Annotated in this window: 14 protein-coding genes; 9 read left to right on the top strand and 5 right to left on the bottom strand. The window is 64.7% G+C overall.

Features of this window, described 5'->3' with window-relative positions; all coding sequences use genetic code 11:
- Nucleotides 1-35 precede the first annotated feature (35 nt).
- The 3 genes from XH85_RS32555 to XH85_RS32545 all read right to left on the bottom strand — a co-directional run bounded on the left by XH85_RS32555 (nt 36) and on the right by XH85_RS32545 (nt 4,837).
- On the bottom strand, nt 36-1,568 hold the full coding sequence (locus tag XH85_RS32555) for a Spy/CpxP family protein refolding chaperone (protein WP_245473264.1): 1,533 nt from the start codon (nt 1,566-1,568) through the stop codon (nt 36-38).
- A 593-nt stretch (nt 1,569-2,161) separates the two neighbouring features.
- Complete coding sequence (rocD, locus tag XH85_RS32550) at nt 2,162-3,376, bottom strand: ornithine--oxo-acid transaminase (RefSeq protein ID WP_128935135.1); 1,215 nt, start codon at nt 3,374-3,376, stop codon at nt 2,162-2,164.
- Nucleotides 3,377-3,604: 228 nt separating this feature from the next.
- Complete coding sequence (locus XH85_RS32545) at nt 3,605-4,837, bottom strand: cytochrome P450 (RefSeq protein WP_128935134.1); 1,233 nt, start codon at nt 4,835-4,837, stop codon at nt 3,605-3,607.
- Nucleotides 4,838-4,943: 106 nt separating this feature from the next.
- On the opposite strand from XH85_RS32545, the gene XH85_RS32540 reads away from it, so the two are divergent.
- The 9 genes from XH85_RS32540 (at nt 4,944) to cnbZ (ending at nt 16,360) form a co-directional block, all read left to right on the top strand.
- Nucleotides 4,944-5,486, top strand: coding sequence for a phosphonopyruvate decarboxylase (locus XH85_RS32540; protein ID WP_128935133.1), 543 nt, complete (start codon nt 4,944-4,946; stop codon nt 5,484-5,486).
- Nucleotides 5,483-6,073: a thiamine pyrophosphate-dependent enzyme gene (locus tag XH85_RS32535; protein ID WP_128935132.1), complete on the top strand. Its 591-nt coding sequence runs from the start codon at nt 5,483-5,485 to the stop codon at nt 6,071-6,073. The genes XH85_RS32540 and XH85_RS32535 overlap by 4 nt, the downstream gene beginning before the upstream one ends.
- Before the next feature lie 140 nt (nt 6,074-6,213).
- Nucleotides 6,214-6,900: a TetR/AcrR family transcriptional regulator gene (locus tag XH85_RS32530; RefSeq protein WP_164939989.1), complete on the top strand. Its 687-nt coding sequence runs from the start codon at nt 6,214-6,216 to the stop codon at nt 6,898-6,900.
- A gap of 1 nt (nt 6,901) precedes the next feature.
- Nucleotides 6,902-8,095: an efflux RND transporter periplasmic adaptor subunit gene (locus XH85_RS32525; protein ID WP_164934647.1), complete on the top strand. Its 1,194-nt coding sequence runs from the start codon at nt 6,902-6,904 to the stop codon at nt 8,093-8,095.
- Between the two features lie 69 nt (nt 8,096-8,164).
- Nucleotides 8,165-11,263: a MexW/MexI family multidrug efflux RND transporter permease subunit gene (locus XH85_RS32520; RefSeq protein WP_128935129.1), complete on the top strand. Its 3,099-nt coding sequence runs from the start codon at nt 8,165-8,167 to the stop codon at nt 11,261-11,263.
- 125 nt (nt 11,264-11,388) lie between these two features.
- Entirely contained in the window at nt 11,389-13,971 is a 2,583-nt protein-coding gene (locus tag XH85_RS32515; RefSeq protein ID WP_128935128.1) for a sensor histidine kinase, read from the top strand.
- Nucleotides 13,968-14,357 carry a response regulator gene (locus tag XH85_RS32510; RefSeq protein ID WP_018315558.1) on the top strand — a complete coding sequence of 130 codons (390 nt, stop codon included), beginning with the start codon at nt 13,968-13,970 and terminating at the stop codon, nt 14,355-14,357. Before XH85_RS32515 ends, XH85_RS32510 begins: the two co-directional genes overlap by 4 nt.
- On the top strand, nt 14,354-15,604 hold the full coding sequence (locus XH85_RS32505; RefSeq protein ID WP_128935127.1) for an adenylate/guanylate cyclase domain-containing protein: 1,251 nt from the start codon (nt 14,354-14,356) through the stop codon (nt 15,602-15,604). The genes XH85_RS32510 and XH85_RS32505 overlap by 4 nt, the downstream gene beginning before the upstream one ends.
- Before the next feature lie 9 nt (nt 15,605-15,613).
- On the top strand, nt 15,614-16,360 hold the full coding sequence (cnbZ, locus tag XH85_RS32500) for a 2-amino-5-chloromuconate deaminase CnbZ (protein ID WP_128935126.1): 747 nt from the start codon (nt 15,614-15,616) through the stop codon (nt 16,358-16,360).
- 105 nt (nt 16,361-16,465) lie between these two features.
- On the opposite strand, the gene XH85_RS32495 is transcribed toward cnbZ, so the two are convergent.
- Complete coding sequence (locus XH85_RS32495; protein WP_128935125.1) at nt 16,466-17,350, bottom strand: ABC transporter permease; 885 nt, start codon at nt 17,348-17,350, stop codon at nt 16,466-16,468.
- A gap of 4 nt (nt 17,351-17,354) precedes the next feature.
- Nucleotides 17,355-18,296, bottom strand: a complete 942-nt coding sequence (locus XH85_RS32490; protein WP_128935124.1) for an ABC transporter permease — start codon at nt 18,294-18,296, stop codon at nt 17,355-17,357.
- Nucleotides 18,297-18,305: the final 9 nt, after the last annotated feature.

Genomic DNA, 18,305 nt, shown 5'->3' with positions numbered 1-18,305 from the left:
AACCGATAGTGCTCTAGGTCACGCGCGCGCTGCCCTCACGGGCTTGCGACCTGTTGCAGCGTGTTGAAGCGCGCCTTCTGCTCGCTGCTCAGCGTGGCGTAGAACTCGTCCAGCGCAGGTTCGACCAGCTTGGCGGCCGTCAGCATGGCCTCGAGCCGGCGCTGCATTGCCTCGAGCCGTCCGACCGGCGTTAGCGGCACATCGTTCGGGCAGGCTGCCTGCAAGTCCTGAACGCCCTTCGCCGTCGCTTCGCCGAGGCGGTCGAGCGCCTCCTTCTGCTTGCCTGCGGGATGGAGCACGGCCTCGATCCTCTGGATCGGCAACTGGGTCAGGCTGGACTTGGGATCACCGCAGCCCTCGGCACTGGCTTGCTGCTGCTGTGACGAGCGGTCGCCGACATTGGGGCCGAGCGCGTTGAAGCGGGCCTGCTGTTCGTCACTGAGCGAGTTGTAGAACTTCTCCAGCGCCGGTCGCACGATCTTGACGGCTTCCAGCGTCGCGCTGATGCGGTTCATCATCGCGCGCAAGCGGCCAGGCGGCGTCAGTGCATAAGTCTCCGCGCAGGAATCCTTGAACACACCGGCAGCTTCGGCCGCCGCAGTCTTCAACTCGTCGAGCAGCGCGCGTTGCTCCGGCGTGGGCTGCACTGCTTTCGCGATATCGGCAAGCGGCCAAGCGGTGATGCCCTTGTCCGGCGTGCCGCACAATTGCTGTAGCGTTTGCGGGCTCACGCTGGCGCGCGGACGCGCGCGGCCACCGCCGCCGGCTTGCGGATAGTCATACGGGGTGGTGCTGGCAAAGGCGGAATAGGGGCCGCCACCGCCCCAGAACACGGTGTCGACGAAGTCGTCATACGCGTACGCCCAATAGCCGGGCTCATAAGCATAGGACCAGAACGTGTAGTCAAAAATGTCGGAGTAAGCGTATGGCCAGAACACCGGCCCAAGCCACGCCACGAATACCGCGGGATGGCGGTGACGCCAGGCCTGCCGGGGAGCCCAGCCGCTCTGGCGAGTGAGGAGGGCGGCTTGGGTCTGCGGAGCGGCTTGCTCACGGAAGCGCTCCGCAAACCGCCCGCGCTCGGCGGCCTGCACAGCGGCAGCCGTGGCGGCTCGCCCAACTGTCGTCGGCTCAGGTCCCAACCGCTGCAGGCGCGCCTGATCACTTTGCTGCAAGCGCTGTTCGCGCTGCAGCAGCCGGTTCTGCGTCTGCAGCATCCGCTCCTGCGCGCGTTGCGCCCGCAGGCCTTCCGGCTTCTGCGACTGCAGTTGCTGGACGCGCTGCTGCAAGCGGTCAATGCGGGTCTGCCGTTCTGTGCTCTGGCGCGACAGCATCTCGCGCTGCCGCTGCTCGACGTGCTGCTCGCGCTGTTGCACTCGCTGCTCGCGTTCAAGCAGCCGGCTCTGCGACTGCAGCAACCGTTGTTGCTCGCGTTGCGCCCTTGCGCCTTCTGGTGGCTTTTGCGACTGCAATTGCTGCACGCGCTGCTGCAAGCGGTCGATGCGGCCCTGGCGTTCCGCGGACTGGCGCGACAGCGTCTCGCGCGGCGGTCCCGGTCGCTCACTCACGGCCGGGGGTGCACTTGGGCGCGAGGGGGCGGCGATATGCGGCGTCCGCTGGGGTGCCATGGCCGGACGCTGCGTTGCTGCCGGCGCCCGATGGATTTCAGGCCGCGGAGCCGCCACGTGCGGCGCCGCCCGCGACGGCGGTGCAGCGAAATGTGGTGTCGGGCGGGACGGCGGTGCAGCGAAATGCGGGGTCGGGCGCGATGGCGGTGAGGCGATATGCGGCGCCGAATGTTGCGGCATGGCCGGTCGTTGCGACATGGCCGGGGGATGGAATGCCGGCGCAGCGGGACGCGCCATGGCTGGCGGCGCCGCCGGACGGGCCATGGCCGGTGGTGCTGCTGGCCGAGCTGCCGGCGCTGCGCCCGCACCGGGTGGTCCGCCCCTTCCGTGTCCCTGGCCGGGTCCTTGGGCGAACGCACTGAGGCTCGCCGACAGCATCGAGACACCAACTAAAACAGCCGTAAGGCAAAAGCCACGCGGAAGCATGATTGCAGCTCCCAGCTCGTAATCGCCCACGACGTTTCAACGCGCAGATGGGGGAATCGTTCGTTGTTGGCCGCTTCAGGCATTGCGATCTTCCGACGCAGGCGGTCTCAAGAGAAATCCTGCGTCAGGGTGGTGGCGAGCCGCTCCAGCGCCCAGTCGACCTGGTCGCTGGTGATCACCAGCGGCGGGGCGATGCGGATCGTGTGCTCATGGGTATCCTTGGCGAGGATGCCCTTGCCCTGAAGCGCCTCACAGTAGCGGCGTGCGCGCCCGGCCTCGGGATGCAGCTCGACCGCCAGCATCAAGCCGCGTCCGCGCACCTCGCGGATCGTATTGGCACGAATGTCCTTCAAGCCTTGCAGAAAGCGCGCGCCCTGCCTGGCCGCGTTGTCGATCATGCCTTCCTCGACCAGCACGCGGATCGCCGCGCGCGCCACCGCGCAGGCAAGCGGATTGCCGCCAAAGGTCGAGCCATGCTGCCCGGGTCTCAATGTCCCGAGCACGTCGTTGTTCGAAAGCACGGCCGACACCGGATAGAAGCCGCCGGATAAGGCCTTGCCGAGCAGCGTCACGTCCGCCTCGATTCCCTCGTGCTGTTCGGCAAGCAGCTTGCCGGTGCGGCCGAGCCCGGTCTGGATCTCGTCGAGCACCAGCATCACGTTGTTGGCGGTGCAGAGCTCCCGCACCTCAGTGAAATAGCCGGCTGGAGGAATGACGACACCGGCTTCGCCCTGGATCGGCTCGACCAGAAAGGCGACGGTGTTTGGCGTGATGGCCTCTTCCAGCGCCGCGGCGTCGCCGAACGGGATGATCCTGAAGCCAGGCGCGAACGGACCGAAATGTGTGCGTGTCTCGGGATCGGTTGAAAAGCCGACGATGCCCAGCGTGCGTCCGTGGAAATTGTTGGCACAGACGATGATCTCGGCCTGGCCGTCCGGCACGCCCTTCACCTCATAGCCCCATTTGCGGACCGACTTGATCGCGCTTTCGACCGCCTCAGCCCCGCTGTTCATCGGCAGCACCTTGTGGGAGCCGGTGAGCGCCGCGATCTCCTCGTAGAACAAGGCGAGCTGGTCGTTGTGGAAGGCCCGCGAGGTGAGCGTCAGCCTGTGCGCCTGTTCGACCATCGCCGCCAGGATCTTGGGGTGGCAGTGGCCCTGGCTGACCGCCGAATAGGCCGAGAGGCAATCGAGGTAACGGTTGCCTTCGGTATCCCAGACCCAGACACCTTCGCCGCGCGATAGGACGACCCCGATCGGCTCGTAATTACGGGCCCCAAAGCGTGCTTCCGTTGCGATGAAATCAATGACCGACGCGCTCATCTGCCGTCACTCCATTGCTGCGCGCGGGGGCGTCAACCGACTGCACCGGCGGCCTTCAGCTTGATCTGGGGATCGGACTGTCGCCTTGGAAGCCTTGATGCGCCCCAATGCGTGGCGCGGCCTGATTTGCCTGAGATGTCAGGTAGTTCTGCGGAGCATCAGGGCATGGTTCGCCGACCCAGGCTCTACTGTGCATGGGGTTGTTTTCGTCATTTTTGTTTGGAGGCCTCAGCCGATCGCGCAGGGCACGCTCAAAAAGCCGCGAAACCGGACCCGTCCGCCCCGGACCGGCTGCCCGCTCACGGCATAGTTCGGGAAGCGCGCCAGGAAGCGCGCGATCGCGATCGCGCCTTCCAGCCGCGCCAGTGCCATCCCGGCGCATTGATGCGCGCCGGTGGCGAAGGCGAGGTGCCGGTTCGGCGTGCGCGCGATGTCGAAGCGTTCGGGGTCCGGAAACTGCGCGGGGTCGCGGTTGGCCGCCCCAATACACAGCGTCACCGACGTGCCGGCATCGAGCACGACGCCGCCGAGCTCGACCCGTTCGGTCGTCATGCGGTTGCCGAGCTGGTTGGAGCTCTCGTAGCGCAGCATCTCCTCCACGGCGGTCTTGATCATGTCGGGGTTGTCGATCAGGCGCTGCTTCTGATCCGGGTTCCGATGCAGCGCGACGAGGCCGTTGCCGATCAGGTTGGTGGTGGTCTCGTGACCGGCATTGAGCAGGAAGATGCAATTGTGCAGCAGCTCCTTCTCCGTCAGCCGCTCGCCGTTCTCCTCGCCGCTCCCTTCTCCTTGGATCAGGCGCGTCAGCACGTCGCGGTCGGGATTGCCGGGCTTTTGGCGTCGGCGCGCGACCAGCGTCTCGAGATAGGCGAGGAAGTCCTGTACCGCCTTGTTGCCGCGCGCAGCCGCTTCGGGCGTCACCACCGGTTCGAGCGCGCCCAGGATCGCCAGCGACCAGTCGCGCAGCGGCGCGCGTTCCTCGTGAGGCACGTCGAGCAGATTGCCGATCACCTCGATCGGAATGGAGGCGGCAAAGTCCTCGATCAGCTCGCAAGCCCCCTTGGCGGCGATGGCGTCGAGCAGGCCGTCGACCAGCTTGATGAGGTCGCCCTCCATTCCGGCGATGGCGCGCGGCGACAGCGCGCCCATGATCAGGCGGCGCACGCGGGTGTGAGAGGGCGGATCGTTGAAGACGAGGCTGGTGGTGTGGTGCTCGTAGAGCAGGCTGTCGCCGTATTTCGGCGCGAACTCGCGCTTCTTGTCCGAGCTGAACGATTTGGTGTTCTTGTAGGTGGTGACGAGATCGTCATAGCGGGTCAGGAACACGGTGCCGTTCGGCAGGCGCTTGACCGGCTCGTTCTCCCGCAGTGCACGATAGGTCGGATAGGGGTTGTCGTAGAACTCAGGCGTCAGCTTCTCGAGATCGAAGCTTGCCGCCAGCTCCTTCGCATCTGCGTTCATCCCGTTATACTCGCCGGTTAAAGCCGATATGCCGTTTTTGTTGTTCTGATCGACGCACGCATGCGTCTACAGTCGCGCCGTCTTTGCTAGCCGACCGGACAGGAAAATGCACGCGCGCGCTGACGCTCCCGACACGGCCCCGAATTGGCCCGACGATATTTTCGCGACATTGCAGCGCTTCGACGTCCGGCAGGTGCCGTACGTGCCCGACGCCGGTCACTCGAAGCTGATTCAGCGCGTTCTGGCCTCCTCCACGATGCGCGGCATTGCGCTGACGACGGAGGAGGAGGGCGTGGCACTTCTCGCTGGCGCCTGGGCGGGCGGACAGCGCGGCGCGTTGCTGATGCAGTCGAGCGGCGTCGGCAATTGCATCAACATGCTGTCGCTGATCCCGATCCTGCGCTTTCCCTTCCTCACCCTCGTCACCATGCGCGGCGAATGGGGCGAGTTCAATCCGTGGCAGGTGCCGATGGGATCGACCACGCAGGGCGTGTTCGAGCTCTCTGGCGTCAAGGTGCTGCGCGCCTCGAACGCGGCCGAGGTGCCGGCCGTGTTGGAGGCGGCTGCGGCGCAGGCCTACAACGCGCTGACCCCCACCGCCGTCCTGTTGTCGCAGCGCCTGATCGGCGCCAAGGTTTTCACCAAATGAGCAAGGCCAATCTTCTCGACCGCCGCCAGGTGGTGTCCACGCTGCTCGCGGACCGCAAGGACATCGTTGCGATCGGCGGCTTGGGTGCCTCCACCAACGACATGTGCGCGGCCGGCGACCACGCGCGCAACTTCTATCTCTGGGGCGGCATGGGTGGCGCGGCGATGATCGGGCTCGGGCTCGCACTGGCGCAGCCAAAGCTGCCGGTGCTGGTCATCACCGGCGACGGCGAGATGCTGATGGGCATGGGCGGCCTCGCCACGATCGGCCTGCAAAAGCCGGCCAATCTCTCCATCGTCGTGCTCGACAACGAGGCCTATGGCGAGACCGGCGGCCAGACCAGCCATACCTCCGCGGCCGCCGACCTCGTCGGCATCGCCAGGGCCTGCGGCATCGAGGACAGCCGGGCCGTCACGACCATGGCCGAGGTCGAGGCCTTCGCAACGGCCGTCCACGACGTCTCCGTGGGCCCCCGCTTTGCCAATGTGAAGATCGACAGCGCGAGCGTCGAGCGGATCTTGCCGACCCGGGATGGGACCTACATCGTCAACCGGATCCGTGGCGACCTGGGCTTCCAGCCGATCTAGGGCCAGCCTTGCCGGGCGTCCCGTTCTGCTGTGCGCCGTGTACTCTAGCCAGTTTCCACTGAATCCAGAGGTTGCGATGCAACATATTGCTTGACTTCTGCGTGGGTGAGTGCTTACTCACTAACATGAGCTCATTGCGTATGACGAGCGACCTGAGGCGTCAATTGATCCTCGGTGCCGCGAAACGCTGCTTTGCCCGACACGGCTATAACGGCACCACGACCAAGAGCGTGGCGGCCGCCGCTGCCATTTCCGAGGCGTTGCTGTTCAAGCATTTCCCGTCCAAGGCGGCGCTCTACGCCGAGATCCTGAGCGACGAATGCGAGGCCGATCCGGCCCTGATGGAGTTGCTCGAACGGGAGCCATCGACGGCTACACTGGTCGAGCTGATCCGCGGCATGGTCCAGCATTTCCTCGCGATCGCGGACGGGCCCGACCAGGAAGAGGCGCAGCGCCTGCGGTTGATGGCTACGAGCCATTTGGATGATGGTGAATTCGCCCGTTTGCTTTACGCCAAGATCGAGACGCTGATCGGGGCTGTCTTCGTCACTTCGCTCGAGCGCGCGATTGCGGCCGGGGACGCGCGGCCGTGCACTGGCGATCCGCTCAACCTGTTCTGGTTCGCGCATCATTCGGTGATGACCGCGGCGCTGACCAGGCTGCCAGCCGCGCCCTGTCTCGCCTACGGTAAGGCAAACGATCTGGAGCGGCAGCTCTGTGAGTTTCTCCTGAGGGGTATCGGACTTAACGACGCCGCAATTGCTTCGCATCTGAGCCACAATCAGGCGGCGGATGCCGGCAAGACGGCAATTGCAGAAAGTGCATGACATGAACATCGTAGCCGAACACAAGATTTCGGGCCAACCGATCGACAACAAGGCTCCCAAGCGTCCGGTCAGGCCGGTGCGCTGGTTCATCATCGTCGGCACGCTTCTGGCCGTGCTCGTCGGTGGTCTCGTCTGGTTCAATTATTTCCGCGGCCAGATGATCAAGCAGTTCTTCGCCAACAACAAGCCGCCGCCGGTCGCCGTCAGCGCCGCCGAGGCGAAGTCCGAAGTGGTGCCGAACCTGCTCACCGCGGTCGGCGGCCTTGCCGCCGTGCACCAGGTCGACGTCTCCGCCGACGTCAACGGTCGCGTCACCGAGATCAAGTTCGAGCCAGGTACGCGTGTCGAAGCCGGCACGCCGCTGGTGCAGCTGTTCGACACGCCCGAGCAGGGCGATCTCGCCAACTACAAGGCGCAGGCGACCGTCGCCCAGCTGTCGCTCGACCGCGCCAAGCAGCTGGCCTCGCGTCAGTTCGGTCCGCAGGCGACCGTCGACCAGGCGCAGGCCGCCTACGACCAGGCGCAGGCGGGCATCGCCAAGACCGAGGCGCTGATCTCGCAGAAGCTGGTGCGCGCGCCGTTCTCCGGCGATCTCGGCATGCGCAAGGTCGAGGTCGGCCAGTATCTGACGGCCGGCACCGCCATCGTGTCGCTGACCGATCTGTCGGAGCTTTGGGCCAACTTCACGGTGACGGAAAAGGATTCCGGCAGCCTCAAGGTTGGACAGGTTGTGCGGTTGAAGGTCGATGCCTATCCGGGCCGCACCTTCGAGGGCAAGATCACCACGATCGAGCCGCAAATCTCGACCGACACCCGCAACATCCGCGTGCAGGCAACGATTGCCAATCCGGAGAGGATCCTGAAGCCGGGCATGTTCGTGACCACCACGGTGGTGTTGCCAGACAAGCCGGCCGTGACCACCGTGCCGGAGACGGCGGTCGACTACACGCTGTACGGCGACTCGGTGTTCGTGATCACCGAGAAGAAGGAAGAGGACGGCAAGACCAGCCTCTCCGCGGTGCGCACCTTCGTGCAGACCGGCAACCGGGTCGAAGGTCGCGTCGAGATCGTCAAGGGCCTGAAGCCGGGCGACAAGGTCGTCGCCGTGGGCCAGCTCAAGCTGCAATCGGGCGCGGCGGTGTCGATCTCGACCGATCCGGCCCCGGCAATCCCGGCGCAGCCGCCGCGCTACTGACAAATACATTCACGTGATCCGGCTCGGCCGGATCACGCCTCTTGAGACATAGAAATCGAGATCGCCGCGATGGCCTTTACCGACATTTTCATCAAGCGACCGGTCCTGTCGGTCGTTGTTAGCCTGCTGATCCTGCTGATCGGCTTGCGCGCGGCGATGGTGCTGCCGATCCGGCAATATCCCAAGCTATCGAACACGGTCATCAACATCACGACCGTCTATCCCGGCGCATCCGCGGACCTGATCCAGGGCTTCATCACGACGCCGATCGAGCAGGCGGTCGCTTCCGCCGAGGGCGTCGACTACATCACCTCGTCCTCGGTGCTCGGCACCTCGACGATCCAGGTCTACATCAAGCTGAACTTCGATCCGAACCAGGCGCTCACCGAGGTGCTGGCCAAGACGAACTCGGTCAAATACCTGATCCCGAAAGAATCCAACGACCCGATCGTCACCAAGACCACGGGCCAGACCACGGCCGTGATGTATCTCGGCTTCTCGTCCGAGGAGCTATCGGGCTCGGCGATCTCGGATTATCTGACGCGCGTGGTGCAGCCGGTGCTGTCGACCGTCGACGGCGTGGCCTCGGCCGACATTCTTGGTGGTCAGACCTTCGCGATGCGGCTGTGGCTTGATCCCGTGAAGATGGCCGGCCGCAATGTGTCACCGGCCGACGTCGCCGCCGCGATCACTGCCAACAACTTCCAGTCTGCGGCGGGCCAGGCCAAGGGCTATCTCATCGTCTCGAACGTCTCGACGAATACGGGCCTGACCGACGTCAACCAGTTCAAGAAGATGATCGTCAAGGCCAAGGACGGCGGCTTCGTGCGGATGGAGGACATCGCCACCGTCGAACTTGCGGCCCAGAGCACCGATGCGAGCGTTGCCTTCAACGGCGAGCACGCGATCTTCATCGGCGTGCAGGCAACGCCGCAGGGCAATCCGCTGACGCTGGTCAAGGGCGTGCGCGCGCTGTTCCCTGAGCTCGAACGCAATTTGCCCCCGTCGATGAAGATGAAGGTCGCCTACGACTCGACCAAGTTCATCCAATCCTCAATCGACGAGGTGGAGAAGACGCTGGGCGAAGCCGTGATCATCGTGATCGTGGTCATCTTCCTGTTCCTCGCCTCGCTCCGCTCGGTGATCATTCCCGTCGTCACCATCCCGCTGTCGATGATCGGCGTCTGCACCCTGATGCTGGCGTTGGGCTTCAGCTTCAACCTCCTGACCCTGCTCGCGATGGTGCTCGCGATCGGCCTTGTGGTCGACGACGCCATCGTCGTGGTGGAGAACATCCACCGCCATCTGGAGGAGGGCAAGACGCCGGTCCAGGCGTCGCTGCAGGGCGCGCGCGAAATTGTCGGGCCGGTCATCTCGATGACCATCACGCTCGCCGCCGTGTACGCGCCGATCGGCTTCCTTGGCGGTCTCACCGGTTCGCTGTTCCGCGAATTCGCGTTCACCCTCGCGGGCTCGGTGATCGTGTCGGGCGTGATCGCGCTGACGCTGTCGCCGATGATGTGCTCGGTGCTGCTGAAGAACACCGAAGAGGGCCGCTTCGCCAAGCTCGTGAACCGGGTGTTCGGTGCGATCACGCGGTGGTACGGGCGCAAGCTCGATCGCTCGTTGGACTACAAGGCGATCACCGGCCTGTTCGCGGTGACGATCCTCGGCCTGGTCGGCTTCCTCTACATGCACACCTCGAAGGAGCTGGCGCCGGAGGAAGACCAGGGCATCGTGTTTGCGGTGACCAAGGCGCCGAAATACGCCAACATCGACTATGTCGATTTCTATGGCGAGAAGCTCGACAAGGAATTCCAGAAATTCCCCGAGACCGATCTGCGTTTCGTGCTGAACGGCATCAACGGCCCGCAGGGCGGCATCGCCGGCATGCTCTTGAAGCCCTGGGACGAGCGCAAGCGTTCGTCGATCCAGCTGAAGCCGCTGGTGCAGGCCGAGCTCTCAAAGATCGAGGGCGTGCAGGCCTTCGCCTTCAACCTGCCGCCGCTGCCGGGCGGACCGGGTGGTCTGCCGATTCAGATGGTGATCAATTCCACCGCCGGCTTCCAGACGGTCTATGAGCAGATGGAGAAGCTGAAGGACGCCGCGCGCAAGAGCGGCATGTTCATCGTCTCCGACAGCGACCTCGCCTACAACCAGCCGAACGTGAAGGTCACGATCGACCGCACCAAGGCGCAGGACCTCGGCGTCAACATGCAGAACCTCGGCTCTACGCTCGCGGTGCTGCTTGGCGGCAACTACATCAACCGCTTCAACCTCGAGGGCCGCTCCTACCAGGTGATCCCGCAGGTGCCACGCGGCAAGCGTCTGTCGCCGGAATCGCTCGGCGGCTACTATGTGACGACCAACACCGGTCAGCAGCTCCCGCTGTCGACGGTGGTGTCGATCGAGACCAAGACCGACCCAAATTCGCTGACGCATTATAATCAGTTGAACTCGGCGACGTTCTCGGCCGTGCCCATGCCCGGCGTGACCGTTGGTGCGGCGGTCGACTTCCTCGAAGGCGAGGCCAAAAAGCTGCCGCAAGGCTTCAGTCACGACTATTTGGCCGATAGCAGGCAATACGTGCAGGAAGGCAACCAGCTCGCCATCACCTTCGGCTTCGCGCTGATCATCATCTTCCTGGTGCTGGCCGCGCAGTTCGAGAGCTTGCGTGACCCGCTGGTCATCATGATCTCGGTGCCGATGGCGATCGTCGGTGCGCTGATCCCGCTGTTCTTCGGCGCGGCGACGATGAACATCTACACCCAGGTCGGCCTGCTCACCCTGGTCGGCCTGATCACCAAGCACGGCATCCTGATGGTGGAGTTCGCCAACGAGCTCCAGGTCAACGAGCGGCTCGACCGCCGCTCGGCCATCGAGATGTCGGCCCGCATCCGCCTGCGGCCGATCCTGATGACCACGGCCGCGATGGTGACGGGCCTGATCCCGCTCCTGACCGCGACCGGCGCGGGCGCGGCCAGCCGCTTCTCGATCGGTCTGGTCGTCGTCGCCGGCATGTCGATCGGCACGCTGTTCACGCTGTTCGTGCTGCCGGCGGTCTACGTGGTGCTGGCGACCGACCATCGCGCGGCGGCCGATTCGGAGCGGAACAAGCAGGTGGCCGATCTCGACCTCGGCTCCGACAAGGCCCTGCGGCCGACCTGAGGCCCATCCGAGCGAATCCAGAGGGCGGCAATGGGTTGCCGCCCTTTTTCGTTCTCGGCTCCAGCAAGAGTCCGTTCCCGCGCTTGCGAGAGACAAGGTCCGGTCTTCTTGCTAGGTTCCGAGGGATGAGCCTTTCCCTCCATCCCGACACCCCGCAAGCCAGGACGCTGCCGAGCGCGGCGCCGGGGGAGGGCGCGTCCGGCGAAGCGGCGGGCCGCGGCATCAGGACCCGGCTGTTCACCAAATATGTCGCGCTGTTCGTGGCAGTGGTCGCCGTCGCGCTGCTCGCCAACGGCCTGTTCGAGGTCTTCTTCTATTATCGTGAGCACAAGGCCTCGCTGATCCGGGTCCAGCACGAGCAGGCCGAGGCAGCCGCGGCCAAGATTGGCCAGTTCGTCAAGGAGATCGAGAGCCAGCTCGGCTGGACCACGCAACTGCCCTGGTCGGGGGGCTCGATCGAGCAGCGCCGCTTCGACGCGCTGCGGCTGCTCCGCCAAGTGCCTGCCGTCACCGAGCTCGCCCAGGTGGATTCGACCGGCAAGGAGCGGTTGCGCGTCTCGCGGCTGGCGATGAACTCTGTCGACAGCGGGATCGACCTGTCGAGCGATCCGAAATTCACCGAGGCGCTCGCACACAAGATCTATTACGGGCCGGTCTATTTCCGCCGGGAGTCCGAGCCCTACATGACGCTGGCGCTGGGCGGCGCGCGCAAAGATGCCGGCGTCAGCATCGCCGAGGTCAATCTCAAGCTGATCTGGGACGTCGTGTCGCAAATCAAGGTCGGCGAGCACGGGCATGCCTATGTGGTCGGACCGGAAGGGCGCCTGATCGCGCATCCCGATATCAGCCTGGTCCTACGCAACACCGACATGTCGGGTCTTGCGCAAGTGCGCGCCGCGCAGGCCGGCAGTGGCCCCACCTCCGACGCGCTTCCCGAAGCGCGCAATATCCAGGGGCAGAAGGTGTTGACCGCATCGGCCCCGATCGCGCCGCTGGGCTGGACCATGTTCGTAGAGCTTCCTGTCGAGGAGGCCTATGCCGCGCTTTATGCCTCGTTGCAGCGGCTCGCGATCGTGCTGCTGGCGGCTTCGATTTTCGCGGTGCTTGCGGGGATCTTTCTCGCGCGCCGCATGGTCGGGCCGATCCAGGCGCTGCGCAGCGGCGCCGAGCGGATCGGCGGCGGCGACTTCTCCCAGCGCATCTCGATCAAGACCGGCGACGAACTCGAAGGCCTCGCCAACCAGTTCAACGAGATGGGCGCGCGCTTGCAGGAATCTTATGCCGACCTCGAAAACAAGGTCGAACGGCGCACAGCGGAATTGAGCGAGTCCCTGCAGCAGCAGACTGCGACCGCCGACGTGTTGAAAGTCATCAGCCGTTCGGCGTTCGACCTGCAAGCCGTGCTGAACACGCTTGTTGGCTCGGCAGCTCGCTTGTGTGACGCGGACGAGGGGACGATTTTCCGGCCCAACGATGGCGTTTTCTATTTGGCGGCAAGCTGCGGACTCGACGCGGAACAGGAAAACAAGCTTCGGACATTCGCCTCTGTACCTGAACGGGGAAGTGTGGTCGGCCGCACGCTGCTCGATGGCAAGACGGTTCATGTCCCGGATGTGCAGGCCGATCCGGAATATGCGCCCTCGTCCGCCCGAAGGCGCGCCAACGTGCGTACGATGCTGGGTGTGCCCTTGCTTCGAGAGGGAGCACCGATCGGGGTGTTCGTTCTGACAAGGCACGAGGTGCGGCCGTTTAGCGCGAAGCAGATCGAACTCGCTACGACCTTCGCAGACCAGGCCCTTATCGCGATCGAGAATGTCCGATTGTTCGAAGAGGTCCAGGAACGGACCAGAGAGTTGTCGCAGTCGCTCGACGATCTGCGCGCTGCCCAGGACCGCCTGATCCAGACCGAGAAGCTCGCCTCCCTCGGCCAGCTCACGGCGGGCATCGCCCACGAGATCAAGAACCCGCTCAATTTCGTCAACAACTTCTCCGCGGTGTCGACCGAGCTGATCGACGAGCTCAAGGAGACCCTGCAGTCGGCCGCGCTCGATGGCAAGACGAAGGAGGAGGTCGACGAGCTGACCGGCATGCTCAGGGCCAATCTCGAGAAGGTGGTGCAGCACGGCAAGCGCGCCGATTCCATCGTCAGGAACATGCTGCTGCATTCGCGCGAGGGCTCCGGCGAGCATCGCGCGGTGGATATCAATGCAGTCGTGGAGGAGAGCCTCAATCTGGCCTACCACGGCGCGCGTGCCGAAAGACCGGCCTTCAACGTCACGCTTCAGCGCGAGCTCGACCCGGCCGCCGGCATGGTCGATATCTATCCGCAGGAGATCACGCGCGTCTTCCTCAACCTGATCTCCAACGGCTTCTATGCCACTGCCAAGCGCAAGGAGAGCGCGGGCGAGGCGTTCGAGCCGGCCTTGCGCGCGGCAACGAAGAACCTCGCCGACAGGGTCGAGATCCGGATCCGCGACAACGGTACCGGGATTCCGCCCGAGGTGAAGCAGAAGATGTTCAATCCCTTCTTCACCACCAAGCCGGCCGGCGAGGGCACCGGGCTCGGCCTTTCCATGAGCCATGACATCGTCGTGAAGCAGCACGGCGGCACGATCGACGTGAACACCGAGCCCGGTGTATTCACCGAATTCATCATCACGCTGCCGCGCACGATGGCGGCAGGCGGAACTACTGGAGACGAGACTTGAACGTTTACATCCTGGTCGTCGATGACGAGCCCGACGTCGAGGCGCTGTTCCGGCAGCAGTTCCGGCGGGAGCTGCGCGCGGGACGCTTCCAGATGGAATTTGCGTCCTCTGCGCCCGATGCACTCAAGCGCGCCGCCGAGGTTCGCGATCCCTCGCTGATCCTGATTCTCTCGGACATCAACATGCCCGGCATGAGCGGGCTCGACATGCTGCCGAAGGTACGTGCCGCGCATCCGGACGTTCCCGTCATCATGATCACTGCCTATGGCGACGCCGAAACGCGCCGCAAGGCGATCGAGCGCGGCGCCGTCGGGCTCCTGACCAAGCCGATCGACTTTGCGCTGCTGCGGCAGGAGATCGATACGAGGCTCGAGCAAGCCGCATGACTGCGACCATCCTCTTCGTCGATGACGAGCCGGACCTCGAGGCGCTGATCCTGCAAAAATTCCGCAGGCAGATCCGGGAGGGGCGCATCGATATCATGTTCGCGCGCGACGGCCTCGAGGCGCTGCAATCGCTCGAGCAGAATCCGCATGTCGATATGGTGGTCTCCGACATCAACATGCCCAGGATGGACGGACTGTCTCTGCTCGCGAAGCTCCAGGAGGCCGAGGACAAGAAGTCGACCATCATCGTCTCCGCCTATGGCGACATGAGCAACATCCGTACCGCCATGAACCGCGGCGCATTCGACTTCCTGACCAAGCCGATCGATTTCGCCGACCTGGAAGCCACGATCGATAAAACCATTCGCCACGTCGAGATGCTGCGCGAGGTGCGGCGGCGCCAGCTGGAGGCCGAGCGCGCCCATGCGTCGCTGTCGCGCTTCTTCTCGCCGGAGATCGCCAGGCGCCTGGCGGCGGAGGTCGCCGGCGACGGCATGGACGTGCAGTGGCGCGAGGTCGCGACCATCTTCACCGACATCACCGGCTTCACGTCGCTGGTGGAGAGCGCGGCGCCCCAGATGCTCGGCGAGCTCCTCAATGAGTATGTCGGCGGCATGACCGAGATCGTCTTCGCGCATGAGGGGACGGTCACGAAAATCATCGGCGATGCGATTCAGGTGCTCTTCAACGCGCCGGGGGACCAGCCGGATTATGCGACGCGTGCGGTCGCCTGCGCCCACGATCTCGATGCCTGGGCGGAGGACTTCTCGGCGCGTTGGAGGGCGAGAGGCGTGAATTTCGGGACCACGCGGATTGGCGTGCATGCGGGCCCGGCGCTGGTCGGCAATTTCGGCGGCAATCGCTTCTTCGACTACACCGCCTACGGCGACACCATCAATATCGCGGCGCGGCTGGAGGCTGCCAACAAGCATCTGGGAACGCGCATTTGCGTCAGCGCCAGCGTCGCCAAGTCGGCCGAAAACTTTCAAGGCCGCCCCATAGGCGAGCTGATGCTGCGCGGACGCAGCGAGCCGCTGCGCGCGTTCGAACCGCTGCCGCAGGCCAAATTCGAAGCGCCTGAGACGGCACTATATTCGGAGGCTTTCGCCAAGATGGAGGCCGGCGATGCCGCCGCTATGCCGGCCTTTGCTGCGCTGGTCGGCATGCACGCCGATGATCCCCTGGCCGGCTTTCACCTAAGACGCCTGCTCAACGGCGCCAAGGGCATTCGCATGCAACTGGAATAGGAGTCCGTCATGATTCGTGAGTTCTCTGCCGGCAATTATCGTTTCATTCCGTCCGTGTTCCAGTACTCGGCGGGTGCCGCCGCAGATGACGGCTACGAGATCGAGCGCGTCCGGTTCGACCGCCTGGTGCCGCTTGCGGAAGGATTTGCGCTGGCGGCGAAGTTCATCCAGGAGGCCGGGCGGCCGTTGACGGCATTCTGTGCCTGCGAATTGCGCTCGCCGGCGGCTTTCAGCGAGGAAGGCTTTCGGGCGTTCAACCTGCACTATGTGAAGACACTGTCGGAATGGGGCATCTTCGACGGCACCACCAATCCGGTGGCACGCAGCAATGTCTGCCCCGAGATCGATCCTCCGTCCGAGCCGTCATTCTACGCGTTCTCCTTCACGCGCCCAACCCGCTCGACAGCGCCGAGCTTCGTGATCGCCGGTGGCGCCGAGGCACGTGAGGGCAGCGGCACCTATGTCGAGCGCACGGTGCGCTACCGCGATCTCAGCCCGGAAGGGCTGCGGGAGAAGGTGCGCTTCACCACGACTTCGCAGATGGAGAATCGGATGGCAACCTTTGGCTTCGGCTGGAAGGACACCACCGGCGTGCAGGCCTATTCGGTGCACGACTTCCACCACGCGCTGGTCGACGAGCTGGTCCGTCGCGGCGCGCTGCGCTCCGGCCTGACCTGGCATTTTGCCCGGCCTCCCGTGGTCGATCTCGAATATGAGATGGATTGCCGCCGCGTGATGCGGGAGATCGTCATTTAAGATCCTCATCTTGAGGACCGGCCGTTAGGCCGCGTCTCGAAGGATGGCTACAGGTGACAGTCGGGCCTTCATGATTCGAGACGCGCGTATCACCATGAGGGACAGCTAGCGCTGGCGCGGGTCGAGTGCGTCGCGCAGGCCGTCGCCGAGCAGGTTCAGCGACAGCACCACCAGAAAGATCGCAAGCCCCGGCCAGATCGCCATCCAGGGCGCCTGGGTCAGGAAGCGCTGTGCGGCATTGAGCATGCTGCCCCATGACGGTGCCGGCGGCTGCTGGCCGAGGCCGAGGAAGGACAACGCCGCTTCGGCGATGATGGCCGCCGCGATCGACAGTGTCGCCTGCACCAGCAGCGCCGGCAGGATGTTCGGCAGGATATGCGAGAACGCGATCCGCCACGGTGGATTGCCGAGTGCCCGCGCGGCCTCGACATAGTCCTCGGCCTTGACGCTCAGCACCTGGCCGCGGGTCAGGCGGATGAAGATCGGGGTTGCGGAGATGCCGATCGCGATCATGGCATTGCCGAGGCTCGGACCGAGGAATGCCGCCAGCGCAATCGCCAGGATCAGGAACGGGCAGGCGAGCATTGCGTCGGTGATCCGGCTGATCAGCGCATCGGCGAAGCCGCCGCGATAGCCGGCGAGGAGGCCCAGCGGCAGGCCGATGCCGAGCGCGATCGCGACCGAGATCAAGCCTGCAAGCAGCGAGGCTCGCGCGCCGTAGATGACGCGGCTCAGGATGTCGCGGCCGAGCTCGTCGGTGCCGAACCAGTGCGCGGCGGTCGGCGGCTTGCGCACCAGGCTCCAGCTCGTCGCGACGGGATCATAGGGAACGACGACCGGTGCAAGCACCGCAAGAAGGATGAACGCGATGATCACGATGAGGCCAAACACAGCGGCCTTGCGCCTGAACAGACGCCGCCGGGCGCGGCGTGCCGGGCTGTCCGGCTCGTGAGCTTGCGTGACGGGACTGGCGAGCGCCGTGTCAGTCATGGCACTAGCCCCGTAGCCGCGGATTGACGAGGATATAAGCGACGTCCGCAATGAGATTCAGCGTGATGTAGACCGTGGCCGTCACCAGCACCACGCCCTGCACGACCGCATAGTCGCGGTTGAACACGGCATCCACGATCAGCTTGCCGAAGCCGGGGATGGAGAAGATTTGTTCGGTCAGCACCGCACCCGACAAGAGTGTGCCGAGCTCGAGCGCGCCGAGCGTGATGATGGGCGTCAGTGCGTTACGCATCGCGTGCTTGAGGATGACCGAGCGTTCCGACAGTCCCTTGGCGCGCGCAGTACGGACATAGTCGCTCTCCAGCACCTGGAGCATGGCGCTGCGGGTATGACGCATCAGGATCGCGGCAATCGCATTGCCGAGCACGAAGGCGGGCATGATGGTGGCCGCCAGGCTCGCGCGCCAGTTTTCGGTGAGCGGCACATAGCCCGAGGCCGGCAGCCAGCCGAGCTCGATCGAGAACAGGAAGATCAACATGATGCCGAGCCAGAAATTCGGCGTGGAGATGCCCCACAGCGCGAAGAAATTGGCGCCGTAGTCCCAGGCGGTGCCTTTCTTCACGGCCGCGACGATGCCGGCGGGAATGCCGATGCAGAACGCGATCAGGATCGCCATCGAGCCGAGCTGTAGCGTCACCGGCAGCTTCTGCGCGATCAGCTCGCGCACCGGCATCTTGTTGCGCAGCGACTCGCCAAAGTCGCCCGACAGGACGCCCTTGATCCAGTAGGCATACTGCACGGGAACCGGCTGATCGAGCCGGTACTGATGCCGGATCTGCTCGATCACCGCAGGATCGCGCTCTTCGCCCGCCATCACCAGCGCGGGATCGCCCGGCAGCAATTGTTGCAGCGAGAAGATCAGCACCGACACGAAGAACAGCGTCGGCACGATCTGCACAAGGCGGCGGGCGAGGAAGTTCAGCATCCCTTCGGC

It is taken from the genome of Bradyrhizobium zhanjiangense, assembly GCF_004114935.1.
Taxonomy (GTDB): Bacteria; Pseudomonadota; Alphaproteobacteria; order Rhizobiales; family Xanthobacteraceae; genus Bradyrhizobium; species Bradyrhizobium zhanjiangense.
This window is presented reverse-complemented; position numbering and strand designations above follow the sequence as displayed.